Raw genomic sequence first — 23237 nt, 5'->3', positions numbered from 1 at the left:
TTTGTATTATTACTCGCCCTAATTTACAAATACTTCCACAAGGTAATAATTTCATATTTTTTACACAAAAGGGAAACTAAAGATATCGATCATGATTATTTTACAGTGTAATCCTGTATTAATGAGCTTTCTTCCCATTTATTGTTTACTTTCCATTTGCGAACAGTGCTGCTTGTTACGCCTAATTCTTCGGTAGTGTCTTTTAACTTCTCGGTTCCTCCCGCTCTTGTCACATTTCACCACCCATTTTTGAGTTTGTTTTAATAGGTTTTGATTATGATTTTCTATTAAGACTTTAAACAAAATATTCATTTTTTCTTATTTAGACTTCAATCTATGTCGAAAATGATCGTTTGCCATATCCTATACTATCCTCATTAAAGGAGGTGGCAATATGGGTTACTCAAATGGATATGGCAGCTCCTTCACTTTGATCGTGGTGCTATTCATTCTATTAATCATTGTTGGAGCATCTTTCTTTGGAGGCTATCCAGAAGGCGTTCCAATTTAGTATGTTATAAGCACCTCCCTGTTCGGTCTAGACGCCATAAGAAATTTTTATGGCGTTTTGCTATGTGATTTGCTGACAAAGTTTCTGAACTAAGGAAATATAAACATCGTTTTTGAGACATAAAAAAAGATCCTCCGCTTTAGAAGGTTTTGAAGACGATTTGAAGCAATATGAAAAGTATATGTGTTTGGTTTTCTGTTAAACTGGTTCCCAACCACATTCTAAACAAATGATAAACATAAGATGCTTCGTAGCAGCTGCGGTCTCACAGGCAATCACTTCACCATACGAATATTTCTTATTCTTTTCTAGGTTTTATTAACTCAAAAACAAAAAAAGAACAGGTTTATCCCTGCCCTTTTTTCCTTTTCACATCATCTAATCTTAGAACCACAATACTTAATAAAATCAAACCAATAAACGTACCGTACTTTCCTGTGTCTAAATGTGTGAGTGGAGCTATAAAATATTCAATTATGAATATGATTATAGCAATTGAAACTAATATACGATTCATTTAGTAATTAACACCTCGTTTATGCATTTCTCCAAGGCATATTAATGGTTGACGCAATTAACTAATGATAGTTTACTCGTCCACAGTGCTTCAGCAAGGGCACCAGCGATGGAGCATCCGGCTGCTCTTTCATTATATTACAATTTCGAAAACTAATAAGCCCGCTTTTAAAAACCGGACTCCCTTTTTCCATCGTTCAGCTCTTTTCTAATCCTGCATGCAGACCGCATAATCCCTCCATACCCGGTACACCGGCACAAATTCCCCGCCAGCCCTTCTTCTATGTCTTCATCAGACGGATGCGTTTTTTCCTCAAAGAGTGCTTTAAGCGCCATTATCATTCCTGGGGTGCAGTAGCCGCATTGAAAGCCGCCTTCTTCCAGGAAAGCAGTTTGGCAGATATCCAGTTCTTCTTTTTGAACTCCCTCGATGGTTGTAATGGAATGGCCGTCCACTTGATAAGCCATGGTCATACATGCATTGGCCAGCTTTTCGTCAATTAAGATGGAACATGCTCCGCAACGGCCGATTCCGCAGGACACCTTTGTCCCGGTCAGTTGAAATTCTGTTCGCAGCAGGTCAATCAGACGTGCCGTGGGAACGGCTGCAACCTCACACTCCTGCCCATTCACAGTCATTCGGAATTTTTCCTTTTTTACAGGAAATGGCCCGGCTTCTTTTACGTCCATTGCTTCAGCCCCTTTCTGTCTATCGCGGTTAGAAGCTCTTCTCTTGAAATTGGCAGCTTATTTATCCAGCAGCCGACCGCATCATGTACAGCCTTTACAATCGCTGGGGTGATGGCGATCGTTCCGATTTCGCCAACACCTCGCGGGCCGTAGAAATCCCCTTCCAACAGCTCTTCTATCGCGGTCAGCTTCATATCGGGAACATCCTTCACACCGGGAATGACATACTGGTCGAGATTTTCCGCCGCGTAACGGCCGTCCGTCATTTTAGCTTCCTCCATCAGCGTATAGCCGAGTGCCATAGCAGCGCCGCCTTCAATTTGCCCCCGATAGCCCTGCGGACTGACAACCGGACCTGCCGCAATGGCGTGCTCACAATCTATCACTCTGACATCGCCTGTTAATAGATCAACCTCCACCTCAACAGCAGCCGCTCCAAATGAGTAGAGAAAATGGCCGCCGACTACAGGATCAGGTGTTGTCGGAAAGTCGAATGCCGTTTCCGCTGCCAAAGGGCCTTTTTCAGCCAGCTCTCTATACGTCGCCACGAGTTCCTTTGTGTTTTGATCACGCAAGCCCGCTGCACCGAAAATAAGGTTTTCCGCTGAACAGCCGCTCCATTCTGCCACCCGTTTTTTTAGTTGAGATAGAAACGGCTTCTTCAAACGCTGGATCGCGTGCCACACCATGCTTGTGCCGCGGGATGCTGTGGAGGAGCCTGACTTCGGCACTTTTGCGGTATCCCCAATGACAATGGATATATCCTCTGCCGCACAGCCCAGCTCATCCATGACAATATGTTCAATCGCCGCTAGAATCCCCTGTCCGCATTCTTCAAATCCGAACGAAGCTGTGATTTTGCCATCACTCGAAAGGGACAAACGGCCTCCTGCCGTATCCATTCGGCCATAACCCAGCCCGCCGCCGTGCATCGTAATTGCCGCTCCCGTGCCTCTCCGTATATACCCGGAGTTCTTGCGTTTTCTTGTGAGAATGGGAGATTCAGAAATGGCATTCAACACCTGCGCCGCTCCGTCAGTCGGTGCAATCCGATGCTCAAGCGGCCCCAAGTCATGCGGTTTTCTGATATTTTTTCTTCTCAGCTCCAACGGATCGATGCCGAGCATATCACTGAGACGATCAAGATGGGTTTCGAGTGCAAATGTGATTTGATTGCCGCCAAAGCCCCGGAATTCTCCCGCAACCCCGTTGTTCGTAAACACAGAAATCCCTTCCGTCCGGATATTTGGAATACGGTACGGACCCGCAGCATGCTCGACAGAAAAATCAAGAACAGCCGGTCCAAGCGTAGCGTAAGCACCTGTGTCCGCCACAATTTTCACATCATGAGCCAAAATTTTTCCTGCCTGATCTGCACCTGTTTTGATTGTAATCTTCATCGGGTGGCGCTTAATGCCCGAGCGTACAGATTCCTTTCTGGTCTGATGAATTTTGACAGGAAGTCCGCTTTTCAAGGCCAAAAGCGCGGCATACGGCTGGATATTCAGCTCATCCTTTCCGCCGAACGAGCCGCCCATCGGACTCGACACAACTCTGATTTTCTCTTCAGACATGTCAAACACACGGGAAAGCTGGAAACGGTCTTTATAGCCGTGCTGCGTTCCTGCATAGATCGTAAAGCCCCCATCGTCTTCCGGAACAGCTACGCCTCCTTCTGTTTCCATATACGTATGCATCTGACGCGGCAGCCCGTAGGTTTCTTCGAGGACTATGTCACATGCTCGAAACCCTTCTTCCACATCGCCGTGTGAAAAAAACGCACGGTGAAGGATGTTCCCGTCCTCGTGCAGTCTATGCGCGTCAGGCCGAAGCGCTTTTTCCGGTGAATCAATGATCTCCAGTTCTTTATATTCAACGCGAATCAACTCCAGCGCCGCTTCCGCGATTTCCTCCGTTTCCGCAGCAACTGCGGCGATCGCATCCCCGACATACCGCACCCTGTCCTCACATAAAACCGGCTGATCAGGGATGACAATGCCAAAGCGGTTTAAGCCGGGAACGTCTATATGAGTAACGACTGCCCGCACACCTTCCATTTCTTCCGCTTTCATGGTGCAAATCGACACGATCTCCGCATGAGGATAAGCGCTTCTTAGCACTTTGCCATACAGCATTCCTGGAAAGCTGAGATCGGTCATATATTTCAGTTCCCCTGTGACCTTTCTTCTTCCATCCGGCCTCACTCTTGACGGTTTGTTGACGATCATTTATTCCCCTCCCTCAGCCATCAGCTCTGCCATAATGACGTTGGCCACGGCTTTTTTTCTGTATGGCGCTGACATAAAAGCATCTGCTGAAAACGGCAGCTCATTGATAAGTGTTTCGTACAGCTCGTGAGGATCCCACCCTGACACCATCCACTTCGCTTCGCTTTCCACTAATCTTTCCGGTGTGATATCAGCATGGCCAGCGGCGAGGCGAATGCCGCCGTCTTTTAAAAAACGTCCAGCTGCAACAGCAACAGCTCCTGTAAAAGCCTGGCGCCTCCCAAGCTTGCGGTAAAACACACGCTCTCCCTTTGCGTGCGGAATGTTGACACGCGTGACGATGGCATTTCCAAAGTCTTCATCTATGAGCCAATCGCCAAGCTGCAGCCTGATCAGCTCCTTTTGATATACGATAAGCTCAGCATCTAGCACAAGCAGGAGGGGAATCAAATCCCCGATTTTACTCGCTATGTTGCCGCCAATCGTGGCCCGGCTGCGAATTCCGGGTGCGGCGACAGCGGAAGCAGCGTCGCTGAAACAACCGAGCGCACTCTTAATCAAAGGGTTCTTTCTGCATTCACTCAGCGTTGTGAGTGCCCCGATCGAGAGGTGGGTGTCACTGGCGCTGATCCCTCTCATCTCTTCAATTCCTTCAAGACTGACGAGATGCTGTTTCGGAAGAACCCCTTTGTCCCACTGAAGCTGAAGCAGCGTGCTTCCCGATGCGGCACACACATCCGGGGCATGCTGCTCCAAAAGCGAATAGGCCTCATCAAGCGCTGCCGGCCTCCATAATTGAATATTCATCCTTGCTTTTGTCACTTGGCCGTTCAAACCATCGCCCTCCTTACCATGTCGTATTCCTCCGGTGTATCAATATCTTTCAACTCCGCGCTTTCCTTCGCCTCCAAAACCGCTCCTGTTCCAAGCTGTCCGCTTTTCAGGAGCCTGCGAGCCCCCTCATCTCCCTTTAACTCCTTTACATAAGGAAAACAAGCCGATGAGAAATAGATTGGCGGGGTGAACGCGCCTAAAAATGATGACACGGCAAATGACTCAGGAGCGATTGCCACAAGGGCATTGAGATGATTGACGGAAAGCTGCGGCTGGTCGGCTAACAAAATGACAACGCCTTCAGCTCCCATGCTTTCTGCTTTTCTCACCCCGCTGCTGACTGAATGTCCTTGACCCTTTTCTGCGTCTTGACAAACGTGCAGGGTCCAGCGTTTTCGAAAAGGCGGAGCGTGATAAGGCGCTCCCATCCACTCAAGGGAAGCATGTTCTGTTCTCTCGACAATCAGCACATGATCTAGGCGGGACAGAAGAGCTGTTTTCAAAGAAAGCGATCCGATGGTTTCTCCTTTTAGCGGCAAAGCCAGCTTGTTTTGGCCCATTCTTTTGCTTTTGCCGGCAGCGAGAAACACTCCGATAATATAGGGGCTTCTCATACAACCGCCAGCCGTTTTCTTGTTTGAATGATTTCCGCGACAACGCTGACGGCAATTTCCTCAGGGCCTTCCGCACCGATTTTCAGCCCGACCGGACTGTAAAAGTGAGCCGGCGGCTGTTTTCCGTTCAGCAGCCGTTTGGTACGGTTTGCCGAACCCAACAATCCGATATAATGAAGATGTTGAGAAAATAAGCAGTCGACGATCGCTTGATCATGCTGAAAATGGTGGGTTGCCACAACAGCTGCATCCTGCGGAAAAAACTGAAATTCATTGAGCATATGTTCTGGAAAAGCGGTGATCAGCTGATCCGCTTTTGGAAAAAGGGAGGATGTGCAATAAGCGGGACGCCAATCTGTCACGATAACAGAAAACCCTGTATCAGCCGCCAAATTGGCAAGCGGCACAATATCCGGTCCCGCTCCGAACAGAATGAGACGCGGCTTCGGTTCAATTCGCTGAATAAACATGTTGGTTGATGAATCAAAATGCGGTAAATGAAGCGTAGAAGCGATACGTTGAATGTCCTGCAGAGGCGCGTCCGGCCAGTTCCCAAAACGCCCGTTCTCAGACAGAAATAAATAACGGGAGGATTGAATCTGTTTAACGGCTGTTACAGCTTTGCCTGAATGAAGGCAGTCCCTCACGATTTCATAGTGCCGTCTTCTTTCCTGAGTGATTCGCTCCGCATGAATATGAATCATGCCGTTGCACCCGGCCCCCATGCCCCAGGAAAGATCGTCCTCCGCCCGCATGTCATAGGAAATCAGCGCTGACGTCAGCTGATCGGCCATCTCACTAATTCTTTGGAATAAATCTTCTTCCACACATCCGCCGCTCAGCAAGCCGACCCGTTCGCCATTTTTCTTAAAGAGCATAGAGGCGCCTGCTTTTCGATACGCGGAGCCCTCAACTTGAACAATTGTCGCCAGCACAGCCTCATCCTGATATTCCAGGAGCGCATCTAATATCATGTGCAAATTTCCCAATGCTGCATCCTCCTCTCAAAAATCGCTGTTAGAAACAACTAGTTCAGCGTGGTTTTGTAGGTAACTTGTATAAAGAATAGATGATGGAAGGAAAAATGACTCATGCTTCGTCAGAAAATGCAACACAGGGAAAGAGGATTTGTAAAAAGAGTCAAACGAAGAAAAACAGATTGGAGAAAAAGCGAAAACGTATTACTAAAAAAGCTTGCGGAGTTCCCGCAAGCTTAGATTGTTGACAAAATCCTAAAACGGTTTATAGTTTTAGGATTTTGTCATCTTTTCAGCGTGATTGAAAACCCTTGAAGTCTAGAAAAGGCGAGCATCGGAGCACAGCGAATGTTAAAATTCGTGAGCACCGAAGCGCAGCCTTGACAACGAATGCGAGGGTTTGTCGACACGCTGAAGCTTGCGGAGTTCCCGCAAGCTTTTCTTTATACCGCAGCCTGGCGGCCGGCGTTTTCATACACATCAAGCGCTGCCTGGAGTGCTTTTCCTGCTTCGATTCCTGCGCCATGTCTGAGAAGCACAGCCTCTAAACCGGCAAGCACGAACAATACGTTTTCTTTTCTGCAGCTGTAGCCCATCGTGCCGATTCTCCAGATCTTCCCCGCCAGCGGGCCGAATGAGCTGGCGATTTCGATGCCGAATTGCGCCAGCAGCATGTGGCGGACAGACTCGCCGTCAATGCCATCAGGGATTTCTACACAGGTGACAACAGGCATTTTGCAGCCGTCATCTCCAAACAGCCTCAGCCCCATCGCCTTAATCCCTGCTGCTAATGCGGTCTCATGGTAGCGATGGCGCTCAAAACGGGCTTCAAGACCTTCTTCAAGCACCAGTCTGACACCCTCACGCAAGGCGTACAGCATCGTCGTCGCTTCTGTATGATGATTGAGCCGTCTTTCGCTCCAATAATCCTCAAGCTGGCTCAAATCAAAATAATTGCTTGTGATCGGCCGATTTCCTGAAATCCTGTCAGTTTGTGTCGCAATCCCGCGCTCCACCTTTTTTCGGGCCGCAATGACATCCGCCACCCGCTCATTATATGTAATCGGCGCCATTCCCGATGGAACAGACAAGCATTTTTGCGTGCCGCCGATGGCCGCGTCAATGTTCCATTCATCCACCTTTACCTCACACCCGCCGATCGTAGCGACTGCATCGACGATAAACAATGCTTCCTGGACACGGCAGGCTTCGCCGATGGCTTTCAGCGGGTGCATCCGACCTGTCGATGTTTCCCCATGCACCATCGCCACGATTTTCGGTTTCACTTTTTTCATTTCCCTTATGATGTCATCCGGGTCAAAAACCGTTCCCCACTCGCACTCAAGCGTATGAACATTCGCCCCGTACCGCTCGGCAATTTCAGTCAGCAAATAACCGAAGCGCCCATAAATCGGAATGAGCACATCATCTCCCGGCTCAATCACACTCGCCAGCACCGCTTCGATACCCGCCCGTGAAGTGCCATCAATCGGGTATGCCCAGCGGTTTTTCGTTTGAAATACCTCCCGAAGCATCTCCATCGTTTCATTCATGATATCTGTAAACGCCGGATCAAATTGGCCGACAACCGGGGTGCTCATCACTCTTAATACACGCGGATCAACCTCAACAGGACCCGGTGTCATAATTGTTCTTAACGGTGTACATAACTCTTTTCTGCCTGACACAGCCATTCCTCCTTTATCAGTAAGCCAGTTTGTATAATAAATCAGTCAATGTGCGGACGCCGATCTCAAGCTGTCTGGCTGAGGTATATTCCTTCGATGAGTGGCTGATGCCGCCGCGGCTTGGTACAAACAGCATACAAGCAGGATGGCGCCTTCCGATCATTTGCGCGTCATGCCCTGCTCCGCTCACCATTTCTTCACACCTGATGCCGTTTTCTGCCGCTGTTTCCAGAGCCGCAGCCTTCAGTCTTTCGTCCATCGGTACAGGCTCTATCCGCATATATTCATCAATTACAGCGCGAATCCCTTTTTGATGGCAAATGCCGTTGATCAAAGCAGCCATGTCTTCATGAAATTGTTCCAGCACGTGCTCATGCTGATGGCGAATATCGATTGAAAACTGCACGCGTCCCGGTATCACATTGGCTACATTGGGCTCTGCAGTTATTTTTCCGCATGTCAGACGGAGCTCATCCGGCTGCTCTTCCGACCGCAGCAGCAGTTCATGAATAATATGGCTGCTGGCTGCGAGCGGGTCTTTGCGCCATTTCATGGAGGTTGTTCCCGCGTGGTTGCATTCCCCCTCCAGCGTGACGAGATATCGCCTCTGCCCCGCAATACTTGTCACAATGCCAAGATCCCGACCTGACATTTCCAATGTCTGTCCCTGTTCTATATGAAGCTCGACAAAGGCGCTGATATCTGTCCTGTACGGAGCCTGATACACACCTTTGCCAAAACCGCACTCATACATCGCTGATTGCAGAGAGACGCCTGTTTCGTCTTTCGGTTCTACTCCATCCTGTAATGAAAAAACGCCCGTCATATTCCCTGATCCCCAATAGGTCATTGGAAAACGGCTGCCCTCCTCCTCACATAAGGACACCGCTTCGAGTGTTTTTTTCGGCGCTCCGTACGTTTCTTTGAGCTGCTTTATCGCGAGCATTGCCGCAAGGACGCCATAGGCGCCGTCATACTTTCCCCCACTGATGACAGTATCGATATGTGAACCGGTTACAATCACTTCATCCGGAGACTGGGTGCCCGAAAGCCTTCCAAACACATTGCCGACATCGTCGAATCTTGTTTCAAGTCCGAATGAAGACATTTCCCTTTTCAAGGCAAGCTGCGCGTCCATCCATTCTTTTGTATATAAAAGCCTCGTCACACCGTCGTCAGCGGATGCGCCGTATTGGGCGAGCCATTCGATATAATCTGCGATGCCGCTTTTTACTGAAAGCTTCTGCTTTTCCATGTACTCCCCCCTCTGGCCGTTATGGTGACTTCATTATAGAAGGAGGAACACGATAGTTCATTGGCAGATTAACCAAAAAAACGTTTATTTTTTAGTCATAGTATCTATCCGGCATCAAGCAGCCAGAAAACACCCTACCTCTCAGGGCTATTCTCATATAAAGCCAAAAGAAAACACAGTAAGGGAGAGAGCCAATATGCAGCAATGGATTAAAGAAACAGCAAGAGGAAAAAAGGGGTCAAAACACCTTTCATAGGAACAAGCTAAACTTGCGGGAGAAGCGATATTTTCTGGCGAGGCAAGCGATGTGCAGATCGCAGCGTTTCTGATCGCGGAACGGATCAAAACAGAATCGCCGGACGAATTGCTGGGCATCACCGAAGCAATGCGGGCGCATTCCTCGGTGCTTCAATTACCGCCACACATCGGCGGACATGCCGTCGATTTTGCCGGGCGTATACGGGCAGGCGCTCTTTTCTCGCCACCATTCCTGCGTCTCTTTTACTCTCGGAAAGAGGCATACCGGCATTTCTTCACAGCAGCGACGTGCTTCCGCTGAAATATGCAACAAGCCGGAGCAAAAACGGGGCCTAAAGTTATTGGAACAGTGGATATCCGCCTCCTCCAAAGGGACTAATTTACAATTTTAATGAAAAATATACAAAATGACACTTCTATCCTTTATTTCAATTTTAGATAATAGACATGATCTGATAAAAGGAGGGCAAGTGATGACAAAAAAAGCAAGGTTTCTGCCGCTCGTCTGTGTATTACTGATTTCCGGATGGTTTGCGCCCGCCGCTACAGCAAGCGCGCAAACCGCATTGAGCCTGAACGACCGATTGGCGTCTTCCCCTTCAAGAACCGGGGACCTTCTCTCATTAACCGCTCCCGCTGCACCCTACGCTGACACAGATACCTATTATGAAGGGGCTGAAGGAAAAACTGGAGAATCGCTAAAAAGCACCCTGCACCGCATCATCAGCGGACACACGATGCTGTCCTACAGCGAAGTATGGAACGCGCTGAAAGAAACCGATGAAGATCCGGCAAACCCGAATAACGTCATCCTGCTCTATACGAATGAATCGCGGTCGAAAAACCTGAACGGCGGCAATGTCGGCGATTGGAACCGCGAGCACGTCTGGGCAAAATCCCATGGCGATTTTGGTACAAGCATGGGGCCTGGCACCGACATTCACCATTTGCGCCCGGCTGATGTTCAAGTTAACAGCGCCAGAGGAAATATGGATTTTGACAATGGCGGCACTGAATATGCGAAAGCGCCCGGAAATTATTATGACGGAGATTCATGGGAGCCCCGTGATGATGTGAAGGGCGATGTCGCCCGCATGCTGTTTTACATGGCTGTCCGTTACGAAGGGGATGACGGCTACCCTGATCTTGAGCTTAATGATAAAACAGGCAACGGCTCAGCCCCTTACCACGGAAAACAATCTGCCCTGCTCGAATGGAATAGGCAGGACCCGGTTGATGACCGCGAGCGAAAAAGAAATGAAATCATTTATGAAAAGTATCAGCACAACCGCAATCCATTTATCGACCACCCTGAATGGGCGGACGACATTTGGCCGTAAGAAAAAGGTGCTCCTTTTAAGGAGCACCTTTCCTAATACACACCCTCTTCCGTCTCCGCATCGAAAAAGACGACGTGATCCATTTTCACCGACAGCTGGATCGAATCGCCTGCGGCGATTCGCGTGTTTCCATCCAGGCGGACCGTAAGCCGCTCGTCCCCAGCCATGACATGCACAATCAGCTCCGATCCCAGATTTTCATTCACTTCCACCCTCGCTTTAAGCACTGAATCAAACAGCTGATCATTTCCCATCAATTGTGTCATATGCTCCGGCCGGACGCCGGCAATCATCTGTTCTCCGGCGTATCCTTTTTCCTTAAGGCTCTTCGCTTTTCCTTCAGGAATATGAAGCCGGATTGAAGGGTTTGTGAAAAACAGCTCGCCATGCTGCTCTTCAATGACGCCTTTCAGAAAGTTCATTCCCGGGGAGCCGATGAAGCCTGCGACAAACAGATTCGCCGGGTAATGATAAATGTCATGAGGTTTCGCCACTTGCTGGATTTCCCCTTCATTCATCACGACAATCCGATCGCCCATTGTCATCGCTTCGGTCTGGTCATGCGTGACATAAATGATGGTTGCCTCCAAACGCTGGTGCAGCTTGCTGATTTCTGTCCGCATCGTCACTCTCAGCTTCGCATCCAAATTGGAAAGCGGCTCGTCCATTAAAAAGACCTTCGGCTCCCTCACAATCGATCTGCCAAGCGCCACCCTTTGCCGCTGCCCGCCGGAGAGCGCCTTCGGTTTTCTCTTCAGCAAATGTTCAATCTCTAAAATTCTAGCTGTCGCATGAACCCGCTCGGCAATTTCCTGTTTCGACATCTTTCTAAGCTTTAATCCGAACGCCATATTATCAAAAACCGTCATATGCGGATAAAGCGCATAGTTTTGGAATACCATCGCAATATCACGTTCTTTCGGCGGAAGATCATTGACCCGCTCCCCATCAATAAGAAGGTTTCCTTCAGAGATGCTTTCCAGTCCCGCCACCATCCGCAGCGTTGTCGATTTTCCGCATCCTGACGGCCCCACCAGCACCAAAAGCTCCTTATCCTTTACATTTAAATCAAAGTCCTTCACCGTTAATTGTGAATGATATGATTTTTTGACATGCTCAAATGTTAATGAAGCCATCAGAAATGTCCCCCTATCTTTTGACCCGTTATTTCGTCACTGGAAACAACTCGGTCTTTCTGTTATTTTTAGAGTAATCGATTCCTATTTTTGCTATATTTCTAAAATAAAAAATGTAAATTTGTATTATAACGTCATAATACATTATAATATGAATAATAGGTTAAAAGGAGGCTACCCCTTGTTAAACAACGGAAGTTCTACACCTTTATACATTCAGCTAAAACAAATCATCACTGATGACATCAAAAAGGGCGTGTATTCCCCAACCACCAAGCTGCCTACCGAAAACGAGCTTTGCAGCAAGTATAATGTCAGCCGCATTACTGTCAGGAAAGCCATTCTTGATTTAGTCGAAGAAGGCTATCTGATCAGGCAGCAGGGAAAGGGAACGTTCGTTAAAAGCCCTAAATTAAAGCGAGAGCTGATCGCTGTAAACGGCTACTCGGAATTTATGGAATCGACCGGCAAAAAACCGAAGCATCAGGTGCTGTCCCATGACATCATTCCAGCGTCAAAACCCATCGCCGAAAAGCTTCAAATCCATCCCGAGAGCCCTGTCGTTGAATTAAAACGGATTTTATATAACGATGATCAGCCTCTCACCTTTGAAGTGACGCATTATCCGCTTGATTTGTTTCCCGGCATTGATACCTTTATTGCTGACGGCGTATCCATGCATGATATTTTGAAACAGCAATACCAAGTTGTTCCCACCCACAATACGAAGCTATTAAATGTTGTATATGCCCAGCAGGAGGAAAGCAAATACCTGGATTGCGATATCGGGGATGCACTGTTTGAAATTGATAAAACGGCTTTTACATCAAACAACCAGCCAATCTACTGCTCACTGTTTTTGATGCACACAAACCGTGTCACCTTTACGATCAACAGCCCTTACACATAACAGGCATAAAAAACGAGACACTGCTTATAGTATTCTCGTTTTTTCACTGCTTCCCCCGTCCTCCAAACGAAAAGGATGGCCGTAGCCGAATGCCCCGTACACGCCGCATGTTTTCGCAGCCGTTTCGGCCGCTTGGCGCAAAGCTTGCGTCATGTCCTGCTTCTCGCAAAAGGCAGTCAAAAAGCCCGCTATAAATGAATCTCCGGCTCCAAGTGTATCTATTATATCAGTTTCCACAATCGGCTGATGATAGATTCGGCCTCCCGCAGACAGGATTGCTCCTTGTCCCCCGCGGGTCAGACAAACGAATTTGGCTCCATACCCATGAGCTGTTTTCGCAAGCTCACCGCACTCCGACTCACTCAGATCGCTTCCTGAAAAAAACGCATACGTCACATAAGGACAGACCTTCCTCAAATAATCATCCTCCCGATTGGTTGAAAAATCAAAGGAAACCGGGATCAGTCCGCACAGCTGCGGAAGATCGTTCTCAAGCCGGCTGTACACACTGGTATGCAGCAGATCATGCCCGCTGATAAAGGCTAGATCTTTCTCCTGGAACACTAGACGGAGCCGGGACTGAATGCCGCCTTTATTTGATCTGACAAAAATACGGTCCCCCTGTTCATCAAGGGTGACAATCGCCATCCCGTTTTCTCCGTGCGCCTGGCGGATATAATCCGCATTGACCTTCTCCAATTTCAGTACGTTCAAAAGATGTGCCGCTGCTTCGTCATTGCCGACGATTCCGATATAGGAAGCCTCATGCCCGAGCCGTTTGGCAAGCACCGCGACGTTTAAGGCATTTCCTCCCGGGTAGAACGTTTCTTGATCCTGATAGTAATCTACAACGTTATCTCCAACCGCAATCAATTTCATTATGCTTCCTCCTTATCCTTTTACACTTCCGCTCGCAATCCCGCGGACAAAATATTTCTGCATAAATAAAAATAGAATAATAATCGGCGCGGCTGAAATCGTTAATCCCGCCAGCAGGACGCCCCAATCTGTCTGTAATGCGTCTCTGAACTGCATCAGCCCGGCTGGAATGGTCCGCAAATTCTCATCATCTATGAAAATAATCGCAAACATGAACTCATTCCACGTATGGTAAGCCGTTAAAATACCGGATGTCACCAAAATCGGCACACTCATTGGTAAGAAAATTCTGAAAAATACTCCGAAACTCGTACACCCATCTAAATAAGCCGCCTCCTCCAATTCTTTGGAAATAGAAAGAAAATAAGAGCGGATCAAAATGATGGTGAATGGAATCCGGTAAGCCGCATACGGCAAGATTAACGCCCAATACGTATTGTAAAGGCCCAGCGACTGAATAATAGAATACAGCGGCACAAGACTGACCTGCGGCGTCAGCATCAAACCGCCAAGACAAAGCACCAAAAAGAATCCTTTTCCCTTAAACTCAAACCGGGAAAGGCCGTACGCCGCCCATGCACTGATAAAGACAGTAATCACACACGTCAGCGCCGTGACGATGACACTGTTCATAAAATAAGAAGAAATCCCCTGATTCCAGGCGGACACAAAGTTTTCCGGATGCCACGAAGACGGCAGCGACCAGCTGTGCTCAAAGATATCGTCCGAGCTTTTAAAGGCGCTCATGACCATCCATAACAGCGGATAGGCGATCGCAATAAGATAAAGAAACAGAAAAACCCACACAGACGTTTCTCCGATGTACCATTTTCGTCTCGGTTTTCTTTTCATCTCAATGTGCCGGTCAGGCACTGGCTCCAATCTGAACGAATCTGTCTTCTTCTGAGGCAGCATCTGTTAGTCCTCCTTTCCGGTTTTAAAGAACTTCATTTGCATGAGCGACAATGCGAGGGTAATGATTAACACAACGGTGGCAATCGCTGACGCATAGCCCATCATATCCTTTGTAAAGGCGCTTTTATATAAAAACGTGCTTAACACTTCTGAAGCGTTTCCCGGCCCGCCGCCTGTCAATATGTACGGTTCATTAAATACCGTAAAGGCGCCGGTCAGCGTCATGACCACCGCAACAAAAGACATCTCTTTCGTCTGGGGAACGGTAATATGAAAAAACTGCTGAATTTTCCCCGCGCCGTCAAGCCGGGCCGCTTCATACAGTTCATCCGGTATTTTTTGAATTGACACAATGTACAGCATCGCAATATAACCGACAGATTGCCATTGAGACACAAAAATGACAGATAGCATAGCCGTGCTGTCATCACCGAGCCAAGCCCTCGTCAGCTGATCAAGACCGATTGCCTGTAGCAGCTGATTCAAAAGCCCCGTCTCAGGGTTGTAAATAAAATCAAACAAAAGCGCGATCACCGTCATGGAGATGACAACCGGCAAAAAGAAAACGGTGCGAAAAAACGGCGACCATTTTCTGACCAGCTTATCCTCAAGCACCGCCGCCAAAATCAAACCGCCAAATACCTGGCATACAATAGAGATCACTGCGTAAAGCACATTATTGGTAAGTGCCTGATAAAAGACAGGATCATGAAATAATTCAACATAGTTTTTTAAGCCGATAAACGTTTTTTCAGGAGAAAAAGAGCTCCACTGAAACAGGCTGAGAAAGACATTCTCAAAAATCGGGATATAAACGAAAAGTAAAAAAACGAGAGCGGGCACCAAAAACAAATAGGGGATTACCTTATTCTGATTGACCAAGGATATCTCATCTCCTTTATAAAAAGAAAAGGTGCAAAGCTCACCTTTTCTTTGATTTATTCAGCTGACGCCCTCACTTGCTTCGCTGCTTTTTGAACGGCTTTCATCACCTGCTCCGGTGTCATGTCGCCGCCAAGCATTTGCTGGACGCCCGTTAAGTACGCGTCTGCGATTTCAACATCAACATCCATATCAAACCATGGAACCATTGATTCGGCATCAACAATTTGCTGAACCGCTTCACGCTGAATGGCTGTAGAATTTTCTTCAGTAGCAGTTCCTTGCACCGCACTGTATTTCCCGACATCTTTGACGAGCTTTTCACCCATTTTTTTCGACGTCAGAAACTGCAAAAATTCCATCGCTTCCTTCGGATGTTTTGTTTTTGAGGAAATCATGAACCCTTCCGGCGCTCCCGTTAATGCCTCTGAAGAACCTTTTTGCCCGCTGATTTCAGGAAATGGGAACATCCCCAGATTCACCGGTTCAACCAGCTTGATTTCCGCTGTTTCCGCATATATCATCGCCGACTTTCCGCTCTTAAATTGCTGTCTCACATACTCGTGGTCGACGGAGTTTACATGTTTATTGAAGTAAGGCATCAGCTCCTGAAGCTTTTCAAGTGCTCTCACATAGCCTTCATCAGTAAATTCACCCGTTTTGGCGTTATAATCCTTTTGTCGTGTTTTTTCATCGACCATCCGCTGATTGAGCGTGCCGATATAGTGCGAGATTGTCCAAGTCGCCTTTGTTCCGAAGCTGATCGGTGTGTAGCCCTTTTCTTTGAGCTTCTTTGACACATCGATTAATTCATCCCATGTCTTCGGGGGATCAAGGTTCAGCTTTTGAAAAATGTCTTTATTATAGAAGAATGATTTAGCGTCCATTTGCCACGGTACGCCATATTGCTTGCTTTCATAAGTAAATGGTGTAATTTGTGATTGAACGATCTGTGATGACCAATCTGTATCATTTTTGTAGTAGGACGAGAGATCAAGTGCCTTATTGCCTCTGATGAATTTAAACGCAAACTCGTCACTCCAAGAGAAGTAAATGTCAGGAGGGCTGGTGGTTCCCAGCATAACCTTAATTTTGTCTTTATAGGAGTCATTCAAAACGGCTTCAATTTGAATGTCGATATCCGGATGATCTTTTTCAAATTCTTTTACAACCTCTTCAAAATAACTTTTTTCCGGCTCCTTTGGCCATCTGTGGAAAAATTTCAATGTCACCTTTCCGTCCGCTGAACTGCTTTGGCTTGAACAGCCTGCGATGGTGAGCATACTGACAGCTGCAATGATCAAGAACAACAACATTTTCTTCAAAGGGTTGGCCTCCTCTGGACATTAGACTATAATGTTATATAACATTATAGTCTAATGCATAATGGTTCCGCATTTTCAGATCAATACTCAACTTTCCACATGTATCTTCTATGAGATAAAGGATGATTTCTCGCCTCTGCCAGCTCGTCCGCATAGCTTCTCAGCACACGGTTGAGAACGAGCGGGGCAAGGTAGCCTTTAACTGAATCGTCAATCGCAGTGAAATCGTAAGATGCAGCATCAAGCACAGTGAGCTTTTTGCCATACTTTTTCGAGAAGGTAAGCGCCCGCTCTTCAAGAGGTCTAGTTTCATCTAAACCGAGCAGGATGATAAACGGCACGGATTCATCAATAATCTCAAACGGTCCGTGAAAATATTCTCCGGCATGAATGGCGTGGGAATGAATCCATTGCATTTCCATGAGAATGCAGATGCTGTAGGAGTAAGCGACACCGTAGTTTGCACCGCTTGCCATTGTATAAATAATGCTTTCTTTTTCATGAGCTTTTGCAAATTGCTGTGCATTGTCAGCTTCCTGCTTAAGGGCTTCATCATACACAGCCTGCAATTGATCTAACCCTTCAATTGCTTGTTCAAATTTCGTATTGTTTTCTAATACTTGCAGGGTGCCGAAAACGATTTGATACAGAACGCCATAGTTCGTATTCATTGCAAGCGCCTCATCACCCCAATCGTACTGGGCAACATATTGCGCTTCCTGTGCTAAAGGAGAATCCGGTTTATACGTCATCGCAATCGTAAGTGCGCCTTTGCCCCTCGCAAACGCAGCAGCTTTGACTGTTTCCGGGGTATTTCCCGAATGCGAGCACAAAATAACAAGAGATTTTTCACCAAGCTGAACAGGGTTGCGCTGAATAAATTCGTTAGAGCTGTAAAGGTCGGAGTTCATTGATTTTGACTCCCTGTCAAACACATACTTACTCGGATACATAATGGCCGAAGAGCCTCCGCATGCGACAAAGAATACATGGTCAATGGTTTTCCCTTTCAAATCCTGCAAGAAAGCTTGAACCTCACGATTTACTTTTGCTGTGGCTTGACTCAAATCCTTCACTCCTCATTTTTATTATATAACGTTATATAACATTATATATTGTTATATTAAAGTCCGCAGCTAGGATTGTCAATATTATTTTCTGAAATTTCTCAATAATTCACTTGGACGATAGACAAAGGGTCTACATGCGGAAAATGCCCAAACCAAAAGCCAGAACTTAACATAAGCTCTGGCTTCGCTGTTCAATCCGCAGACTGACGTCTTATTTAAAAAATGCCTTGTCTATATTGTACTTCGAGTGCTGTGTATTGATGATATATGTTTCGTAAATGTCTCTTTCCATTGGATTATCGACTACACATACTTCAATTTTATATACTTCGTCTCTGTGATGTTTGATCGGTGAGACAGTGTCTTCAAAATGCTTCTTAATTCTCTGTCTTAACTTTCTGGCTTTACCGACAAACAGCAGCTCGTCATGAATGTTGTAAAACATGAAGATGCCGCCTTTATCCCTTGGTATCTGGTGAAAGTCAATGAATCCGTGAATCGCCTTTATTTTCGGCTCGTTATCATTAGCTGACTGCTGTCGTTCAGTGATGGTGACATTCGGTGCGGGTATATCAATTTTTATCAAAATTAGTTCACGTCCTCTTTTTCATTAAAGATAAATGCTAACACAGACAGAAAAGAAAAGCCAGAACAGCTTTATTATATTTGTTTGTTATGCTTTTACTTATTATGCAACGCTCCGGCTGGATCATAAGGGCTAAGATCTATTTCTGTCTGCTTTCCGAGAACTAGTTTTGCGAGCTCTGACCCCAAGAATGGCCCCATCGTTAATCCCGAGGCGCCTAAACCGTTAGCGGCAAAAAGACCTTGAACGTCCGGTACAGCGCCCACAACCGGGAGAAACCCAGGTGTAAACGGCCTGAAGCCCACTCTTGTTTCAATGGCAGCGGCATCAGCAAGTCCCGGAGCCGCTGCTAGCGCTTTGCTCAATACTTCGTGCTGGCCTCCGGCCGTCACACGCAGATCATCAAGTCCGGCATCGTTTTCGTGCGTGGCGCCAGCTACAATTCTGCCGTTATCAAACGAAAGAATGTACTGATCGTTCGGCGGCATCACAACCGGCCAAGATCCTGTATCCGTTTCCGTCATTTCAAAATGCATAATCTGCGCTTTCTGAAAGGACACTTGAAAATGAATGCCAAGAGGCTTCATGACCTCATTGGCCCATGCCCCCGCCGTCACAATCACCGCGTCAGCCGCAAACTGCTGTGTGTCTGTTTGCACCCCGGTAACCGTGCTGTTTTCAAAAAGCAAGGACGCATTTCCTTTGATGATCTTTGCGCCTCGTCTCTCTGCAGCGCTTAAAAGCGACCGGCACAGCGCTCTTCCATTCACCCGGGCGGCACCGCTGATATGAACCGATTCATAACCATCAGCTAAAATCGGAAACAGCTTTTTCGTTTCACTTGCAGACAAGCGGGTAATGTCGCCGATTTCCGGCGCATCCTCCCGTCTCTTATATGCCCTTTCCTCCATCTTATCGAGCTTTGACGGATCAGGATGAATGCTGATCGCACCGACACGTTTATATCCTGTATCCGTTTCTCCGTCCTCTTCCAACTGATTGATTAAATCCGCATAGTATCGCGCCCCGCCCTTAGCAAGCTGATACCAATCCTGATTGCGGCGCTGAGAGAGCCAAGGACAGACGATCCCCGCCGCCGCATCAGTCGCTTGTCCAGGTTCGTTCCGATCAATGACAGTAACTCGAGCTCCTGATTTTGCGAGATGATAAGCCGTCGACGCACCTAGTATACCGGCGCCGATGATGATGTAAGATTTCATATGCAAACACCTTTTCTATTATAATGTCTATTCATTTTACCAAATAGAGTGCTTTCCTTCGACCTTTTGCCCTAATGTGGAAAAACCGCGAAGTTCGTCCAATCTCTTCACTCTCCTATCGAATATCCTGTCACTATCAATAGAGAAAGGATGATACCATGAGCGAAAATCGTCATGAAAATGAAGAAAACCAAAAGCGCAATGTATCAGTTGCTAAAGTTGAAAACAGCGGCAATGCAAAAGTCGTAGTCAACGTGAATACAGATCAGGATCAGGCACAGGCACAGTCTCAAGACGGAGAAGAGTAATGAACGAGAATATCATTCCTATCAATAGACATACTCAAGATATGCCTAACAATGGATCTATGATCGAAAACAGCGGCAACTCAGAGGTCCATATCGATATCCACATTGATACAATGCCGATCGCCTTTGCCATTTTATGCTCAGCATTAGCCGCAAAGCAGATGTCAAAAGAGGAATTCGACATGGCCTATACTCGTTTACAAGAGATGAACAGGGAGCATAACAGCAATACATCTGTAAAACAAATCATCAATCAGGAGATCGAAGAGTAAGAAACCGCGGCCCCCGGCCAGCGGTTTTTCTCCTGCATACAAAAAGGACGCGACTGAAAACCAGCCACGTCCTTTTTTATGAAACAATTACCCGATTGAAACTTAATTAATCGTAAATAATACAGTTATAATTTTTGATTAGAATTCACCAATAAATCGCTTAGAAATATGGTTATTTCATGCATTGATTACTTCTGTACAATTTGAATAAGGTTACCGCATGTATCGTCGAAGACAGCTATTGTGACTTGGCCCATTTTTGTCGGTTCCATAGTAAAGTTCACGCCTTTTTCCATTAATCGTTTGTACTCTTTTTGAATATCTGCAACGCCAAACATTGTTGCTGGGAAGCCTTCGGAGAATATCTTCTTTTGATACTCCTTGGCGGCAGGATGTTCATTCGGTTCAAGTAAAAGCTCGGTTCCGTCTTGATCATCTTGAGAAACAAGCGTTATCCACCTGAATTTCCCCATGGGAACGTCCTCCTTTTTTACAAACCCCAGTTTTTCTGTATAAAACTCCAGTGCCTTGTCTTGATCTTGTACGAATATACTGGTAACAATGATTTTCATACTGTTTTTGCCTCCTTTGATTATTTATGACGCACGGTACTGTGCTAACAGTCTGGCTGCCAGCAAAACAACCCGCACATTTGTCAGACATCCTTTTCCGATTTTATAAAATTACTCTATCCATCCTTTCAGCAAATTTTTAAGTGGTTCGTTGTTGAATATAAGTACTCGATATTTTCCCTTTCGTTTTGACTTTACAAGCCCTGCATCTTCCAGTACAGAAAGATGTTTAGCTATCGCCTGCCGCGTAATGGAAAGGCCGTGCTTCGTAATGAGACGTATCGTAAGTTCATACAACGTCAGCTCGTTGCGTTCGGATAGTTCGTCTAATATAAGCCGCCGAGTCGAATCGCCGAGTGCTTTGAATAAAGTGTCTTTGTCCCAATTCATATATTGAGTATAAGCAACTATATGGTTGCATGTCAAGAATAAGCAACTGTACGGTTGCGTGATATAGGAACTGAATCATGTAGCCGTTAAAGTCACATAATAGTAGTTTGAACCTTATAGAAAAGATTACTTGTGCAAGCAGGATATATTGCCCCGATTGAAATTATTAAAAAGGACAAAAGAGACGGCATAATGTGGTCATTATCACAACAAGAACAGGCTTTTGACAAAAAAGAAAAAGAAAAAACTGCCTGAACCTGGCGCCAGTCTGAAATATGTATCTAATCGACTAGGACATAAAACCATCTAAACAACAGCGGATACTTATTTTGATATCACTAAAAAAATAAAAGGAGGCGAACTTCAAAAGTTCGCCTCCTACACACGAAATCGGCACGCCGACAATTTTAAAATTTATAATAATCCCTTAAACCCTTGATAAAACAAGGTGTCTTCATCATTAACCAATAGAACCTTCCATCTCGAACTTGATTAAACGGTTCATTTCAACTGCGTATTCCATTGGAAGCTCTTTTGTGAATGGCTCGATGAAGCCCATTACGATCATTTCAGTTGCTTCTTCTTCGGAAATACCGCGGCTCATCAAGTAGAAGAGCTGCTCTTCAGATACTTTAGACACTTTCGCTTCGTGCTCCAATGAAATGTTATCATTTAAGATTTCATTGTAAGGAATTGTGTCTGACGTTGATTTGTTATCCATAATGAGCGTATCGCACTCGATGTTAGAACGGGCGCCTTCCGCTTTGCGTCCGAAGTGGACGATTCCGCGGTACGTTACTTTTCCGCCTTGTTTTGAAATCGATTTTGATACGATTGTAGATGATGTGTTTGGTGCAAGGTGAATCATTTTCGCACCCGCATCCTGATGCTGGCCTTTACCCGCAAGAGCGATAGAAAGCGTCATACCGCGCGCGCCTTCGCCTTTTAGGATACAAGCCGGATATTTCATTGTCAGTTTAGAACCGATGTTGCCGTCGATCCATTCCATTGTTGCGTTTTCTTCACAGATCGTACGCTTCGTTACAAGGTTGTAAACGTTGTTCGCCCAGTTTTGGATCGTTGTATAACGGCAGTAGCCGCCTTTTTTCACGATGATCTCAACAACCGCACTGTGAAGTGAGTTTGTTGTGTAAACAGGCGCAGTACAGCCTTCAACATAATGAACGCTTGCTTCTTCGTCAACGATGATCAGCGTACGCTCGAACTGACCCATGTTTTCAGAGTTGATGCGGAAGTAAGCTTGAAGCGGTGTTTCCACCTTTACGCCTTTAGGGACGTAGATGAAAGATCCGCCGGACCAAACTGCTGAGTTAAGCGCCGCAAACTTGTTATCAGTCGGCGGGATCACTTTTGCCCAGTGCTCACGGAAAATATCTTCATTTTCTTTCAGCGCGCTGTCAGTGTCTTTAAAGACGATGCCTTGCGCTTCAAGATCTTCTTTCATGTTGTGGTATACAACCTCAGATTCGTACTGAGCAGAAACACCCGCAAGGTATTTTTGTTCAGCTTCTGGAATACCGAGCTTGTCGAATGTTTGCTTAATTTCGTCAGGAACTTCATCCCAAGAACGCTCTGAACGCTCAGACGGTTTTACGTAGTACGTAATTTCGTCAAAGTTCAGTGAGTTTAAATCTCCGCCCCATTGAGGCATCGGCATGTTGTAGAAATGCTCAAGTGATTTCAAGCGGAAATCAAGCATCCATTGAGGCTCTTCTTTCATGCGAGAAATTTCTTCTACGATTTCTTTTGTCAATCCGCGCTCTGAACGGAAAATGGAAACGTCCTTGTCGTGAAAACCATACTTGTATTCACCAATATCAGGCATTTTTTTAGCCATCCA

The 23237-nt window shown here is 46.4% G+C and carries 25 protein-coding genes; 6 read left to right on the top strand and 19 right to left on the bottom strand.

Translation table 11 applies throughout. The features are described from left to right. Positions 1-95 precede the first annotated feature (95 nt). The gene (locus tag CVV77_RS18755; RefSeq protein ID WP_100276192.1) at positions 96-233 is read right to left on the bottom strand and encodes a phage terminase small subunit-related protein; all 138 of its coding nucleotides are present in this window, start codon (positions 231-233) and stop codon (positions 96-98) included. Between the two features lie 161 nt (positions 234-394). Between CVV77_RS18755 and CVV77_RS18750 the strand changes: the two genes are divergently transcribed. Beyond that, positions 395-511 carry a YjcZ family sporulation protein gene (locus tag CVV77_RS18750; RefSeq protein ID WP_100276191.1) on the top strand — a complete coding sequence of 39 codons (117 nt, stop codon included), beginning with the start codon at positions 395-397 and terminating at the stop codon, positions 509-511. Between the two features lie 684 nt (positions 512-1195). Here CVV77_RS18750 and pucE read toward each other — a convergent pair. The 7 genes from pucE to allC all read right to left on the bottom strand — a co-directional run bounded on the left by pucE (position 1196) and on the right by allC (position 9313). Further along, positions 1196-1717 carry a xanthine dehydrogenase subunit E gene (pucE, locus tag CVV77_RS18745; protein ID WP_019259394.1) on the bottom strand — a complete coding sequence of 174 codons (522 nt, stop codon included), beginning with the start codon at positions 1715-1717 and terminating at the stop codon, positions 1196-1198. Then, positions 1708-3945, bottom strand: a complete 2238-nt coding sequence (gene pucD / locus CVV77_RS18740; RefSeq protein ID WP_100276190.1) for a xanthine dehydrogenase subunit D — start codon at positions 3943-3945, stop codon at positions 1708-1710. The genes pucE and pucD overlap by 10 nt, the downstream gene beginning before the upstream one ends. After that, entirely contained in the window at positions 3946-4779 is an 834-nt protein-coding gene (gene pucC, locus CVV77_RS18735) for a xanthine dehydrogenase subunit C (protein WP_088112130.1), read from the bottom strand. Then, positions 4776-5393, bottom strand: coding sequence for a xanthine dehydrogenase accessory protein PucB (pucB, locus tag CVV77_RS18730; RefSeq protein WP_088112129.1), 618 nt, complete (start codon positions 5391-5393; stop codon positions 4776-4778). The genes pucC and pucB overlap by 4 nt, the downstream gene beginning before the upstream one ends. Continuing rightward, on the bottom strand, positions 5390-6382 hold the full coding sequence (locus CVV77_RS18725) for an XdhC family protein (RefSeq protein WP_100276189.1): 993 nt from the start codon (positions 6380-6382) through the stop codon (positions 5390-5392). The genes pucB and CVV77_RS18725 overlap by 4 nt, the downstream gene beginning before the upstream one ends. A gap of 431 nt (positions 6383-6813) precedes the next feature. Further along, positions 6814-8058, bottom strand: a complete 1245-nt coding sequence (gene pucG, locus CVV77_RS18720) for a (S)-ureidoglycine--glyoxylate transaminase (protein ID WP_100276188.1) — start codon at positions 8056-8058, stop codon at positions 6814-6816. 16 nt (positions 8059-8074) lie between these two features. Next, positions 8075-9313 carry an allantoate deiminase gene (gene allC, locus CVV77_RS18715; RefSeq protein ID WP_100276187.1) on the bottom strand — a complete coding sequence of 413 codons (1239 nt, stop codon included), beginning with the start codon at positions 9311-9313 and terminating at the stop codon, positions 8075-8077. Between the two features lie 307 nt (positions 9314-9620). Here allC and CVV77_RS18710 point away from each other — a divergent pair, with 307 nt between their 5' ends. Further along, complete coding sequence (locus tag CVV77_RS18710) at positions 9621-9872, top strand: hypothetical protein (protein ID WP_250622099.1); 252 nt, start codon at positions 9621-9623, stop codon at positions 9870-9872. Between the two features lie 172 nt (positions 9873-10044). Then, on the top strand, positions 10045-10911 hold the full coding sequence (locus tag CVV77_RS18705) for an endonuclease I family protein (protein WP_100276186.1): 867 nt from the start codon (positions 10045-10047) through the stop codon (positions 10909-10911). 32 nt (positions 10912-10943) lie between these two features. On the opposite strand, the gene CVV77_RS18700 is transcribed toward CVV77_RS18705, so the two are convergent. Next, positions 10944-12047, bottom strand: a complete 1104-nt coding sequence (locus tag CVV77_RS18700) for an ABC transporter ATP-binding protein (RefSeq protein WP_100276185.1) — start codon at positions 12045-12047, stop codon at positions 10944-10946. Between the two features lie 181 nt (positions 12048-12228). On the opposite strand from CVV77_RS18700, the gene frlR reads away from it, so the two are divergent. After that, the gene (gene frlR, locus CVV77_RS18695) at positions 12229-12957 is read left to right on the top strand and encodes a transcriptional regulator FrlR (RefSeq protein ID WP_019259404.1); all 729 of its coding nucleotides are present in this window, start codon (positions 12229-12231) and stop codon (positions 12955-12957) included. 24 nt (positions 12958-12981) lie between these two features. Here the strand turns inward: frlR and frlD are convergent, their stop codons facing one another. The 7 genes from frlD to CVV77_RS18660 all read right to left on the bottom strand — a co-directional run bounded on the left by frlD (position 12982) and on the right by CVV77_RS18660 (position 19834). Next, entirely contained in the window at positions 12982-13836 is an 855-nt protein-coding gene (gene frlD, locus CVV77_RS18690; RefSeq protein WP_100276184.1) for a fructosamine kinase FrlD, read from the bottom strand. A gap of 12 nt (positions 13837-13848) precedes the next feature. Continuing rightward, positions 13849-14751, bottom strand: coding sequence for a carbohydrate ABC transporter permease (locus CVV77_RS18685; protein WP_003240884.1), 903 nt, complete (start codon positions 14749-14751; stop codon positions 13849-13851). 3 nt (positions 14752-14754) lie between these two features. Further along, positions 14755-15633: a carbohydrate ABC transporter permease gene (locus tag CVV77_RS18680; RefSeq protein WP_100276183.1), complete on the bottom strand. Its 879-nt coding sequence runs from the start codon at positions 15631-15633 to the stop codon at positions 14755-14757. A 56-nt stretch (positions 15634-15689) separates the two neighbouring features. Beyond that, positions 15690-16958 carry an ABC transporter substrate-binding protein gene (locus CVV77_RS18675; RefSeq protein WP_100276182.1) on the bottom strand — a complete coding sequence of 423 codons (1269 nt, stop codon included), beginning with the start codon at positions 16956-16958 and terminating at the stop codon, positions 15690-15692. 80 nt (positions 16959-17038) lie between these two features. Next, a complete protein-coding gene (frlB, locus tag CVV77_RS18670; RefSeq protein ID WP_100276181.1) occupies positions 17039-18025 on the bottom strand; it encodes a fructosamine deglycase FrlB in 987 nt (328 codons plus the stop codon). A gap of 214 nt (positions 18026-18239) precedes the next feature. Next, the gene (locus CVV77_RS18665; RefSeq protein WP_100276180.1) at positions 18240-18614 is read right to left on the bottom strand and encodes a nucleotide excision repair endonuclease; all 375 of its coding nucleotides are present in this window, start codon (positions 18612-18614) and stop codon (positions 18240-18242) included. Positions 18615-18709: 95 nt separating this feature from the next. After that, positions 18710-19834, bottom strand: coding sequence for an NAD(P)/FAD-dependent oxidoreductase (locus CVV77_RS18660; protein ID WP_100276179.1), 1125 nt, complete (start codon positions 19832-19834; stop codon positions 18710-18712). A 158-nt stretch (positions 19835-19992) separates the two neighbouring features. On the opposite strand from CVV77_RS18660, the gene CVV77_RS18655 reads away from it, so the two are divergent. Together CVV77_RS18655 and CVV77_RS18650 are read left to right on the top strand one after the other, a co-directional pair. After that, on the top strand, positions 19993-20142 hold the full coding sequence (locus CVV77_RS18655; protein ID WP_003240873.1) for a hypothetical protein: 150 nt from the start codon (positions 19993-19995) through the stop codon (positions 20140-20142). Further along, entirely contained in the window at positions 20142-20414 is a 273-nt protein-coding gene (locus CVV77_RS18650; RefSeq protein ID WP_019259410.1) for a hypothetical protein, read from the top strand. Before CVV77_RS18655 ends, CVV77_RS18650 begins: the two co-directional genes overlap by 1 nt. Before the next feature lie 188 nt (positions 20415-20602). Here CVV77_RS18650 and CVV77_RS18645 read toward each other — a convergent pair whose 3' ends face one another. The 3 genes from CVV77_RS18645 to sufB all read right to left on the bottom strand — a co-directional run bounded on the left by CVV77_RS18645 (position 20603) and on the right by sufB (position 23234). After that, positions 20603-20986 (bottom strand): VOC family protein, encoded by a 384-nt coding sequence (locus CVV77_RS18645; protein WP_019259411.1) that lies wholly within the window; start codon positions 20984-20986, stop codon positions 20603-20605. A gap of 111 nt (positions 20987-21097) precedes the next feature. Continuing rightward, positions 21098-21376, bottom strand: coding sequence for an ArsR/SmtB family transcription factor (locus CVV77_RS18640; RefSeq protein WP_100276311.1), 279 nt, complete (start codon positions 21374-21376; stop codon positions 21098-21100). 460 nt (positions 21377-21836) lie between these two features. Next, on the bottom strand, positions 21837-23234 hold the full coding sequence (gene sufB, locus CVV77_RS18630) for a Fe-S cluster assembly protein SufB (RefSeq protein WP_003240854.1): 1398 nt from the start codon (positions 23232-23234) through the stop codon (positions 21837-21839). Positions 23235-23237: the final 3 nt, after the last annotated feature.

It is taken from the genome of Bacillus sp. SN1, from assembly GCF_002796895.1.
Taxonomy (GTDB): domain Bacteria; phylum Bacillota; class Bacilli; order Bacillales; family Bacillaceae; genus Bacillus; species Bacillus inaquosorum.
This window is presented reverse-complemented; position numbering and strand designations above follow the sequence as displayed.

Coding starts and splice junctions, on each gene's coding strand:
- CVV77_RS18750 (WP_100276191.1), top strand. CDS start 395: ATGGGTTACTCAAATGGATATGGCAGCTCCTTCACTTTGATCGTGGTG.
- pucE (WP_019259394.1), bottom strand. CDS start 1,717: ATGGACGTAAAAGAAGCCGGGCCATTTCCTGTAAAAAAGGAAAAATTC.
- pucD (WP_100276190.1), bottom strand. CDS start 3,945: ATGATCGTCAACAAACCGTCAAGAGTGAGGCCGGATGGAAGAAGAAAG.
- pucB (WP_088112129.1), bottom strand. CDS start 5,393: ATGAGAAGCCCCTATATTATCGGAGTGTTTCTCGCTGCCGGCAAAAGC.
- allC (WP_100276187.1), bottom strand. CDS start 9,313: ATGGAAAAGCAGAAGCTTTCAGTAAAAAGCGGCATCGCAGATTATATC.
- CVV77_RS18705 (WP_100276186.1), top strand. CDS start 10,045: ATGACAAAAAAAGCAAGGTTTCTGCCGCTCGTCTGTGTATTACTGATT.
- CVV77_RS18700 (WP_100276185.1), bottom strand. CDS start 12,047: ATGGCTTCATTAACATTTGAGCATGTCAAAAAATCATATCATTCACAA.
- frlD (WP_100276184.1), bottom strand. CDS start 13,836: ATGAAATTGATTGCGGTTGGAGATAACGTTGTAGATTACTATCAGGAT.
- CVV77_RS18685 (WP_003240884.1), bottom strand. CDS start 14,751: ATGCTGCCTCAGAAGAAGACAGATTCGTTCAGATTGGAGCCAGTGCCT.
- CVV77_RS18660 (WP_100276179.1), bottom strand. CDS start 19,834: ATGAAATCTTACATCATCATCGGCGCCGGTATACTAGGTGCGTCGACG.
- CVV77_RS18655 (WP_003240873.1), top strand. CDS start 19,993: ATGAGCGAAAATCGTCATGAAAATGAAGAAAACCAAAAGCGCAATGTA.
- CVV77_RS18650 (WP_019259410.1), top strand. CDS start 20,142: ATGAACGAGAATATCATTCCTATCAATAGACATACTCAAGATATGCCT.
- CVV77_RS18645 (WP_019259411.1), bottom strand. CDS start 20,986: ATGAAAATCATTGTTACCAGTATATTCGTACAAGATCAAGACAAGGCA.
- CVV77_RS18640 (WP_100276311.1), bottom strand. CDS start 21,376: ATGAATTGGGACAAAGACACTTTATTCAAAGCACTCGGCGATTCGACT.
- sufB (WP_003240854.1), bottom strand. CDS start 23,234: ATGGCTAAAAAAATGCCTGATATTGGTGAATACAAGTATGGTTTTCAC.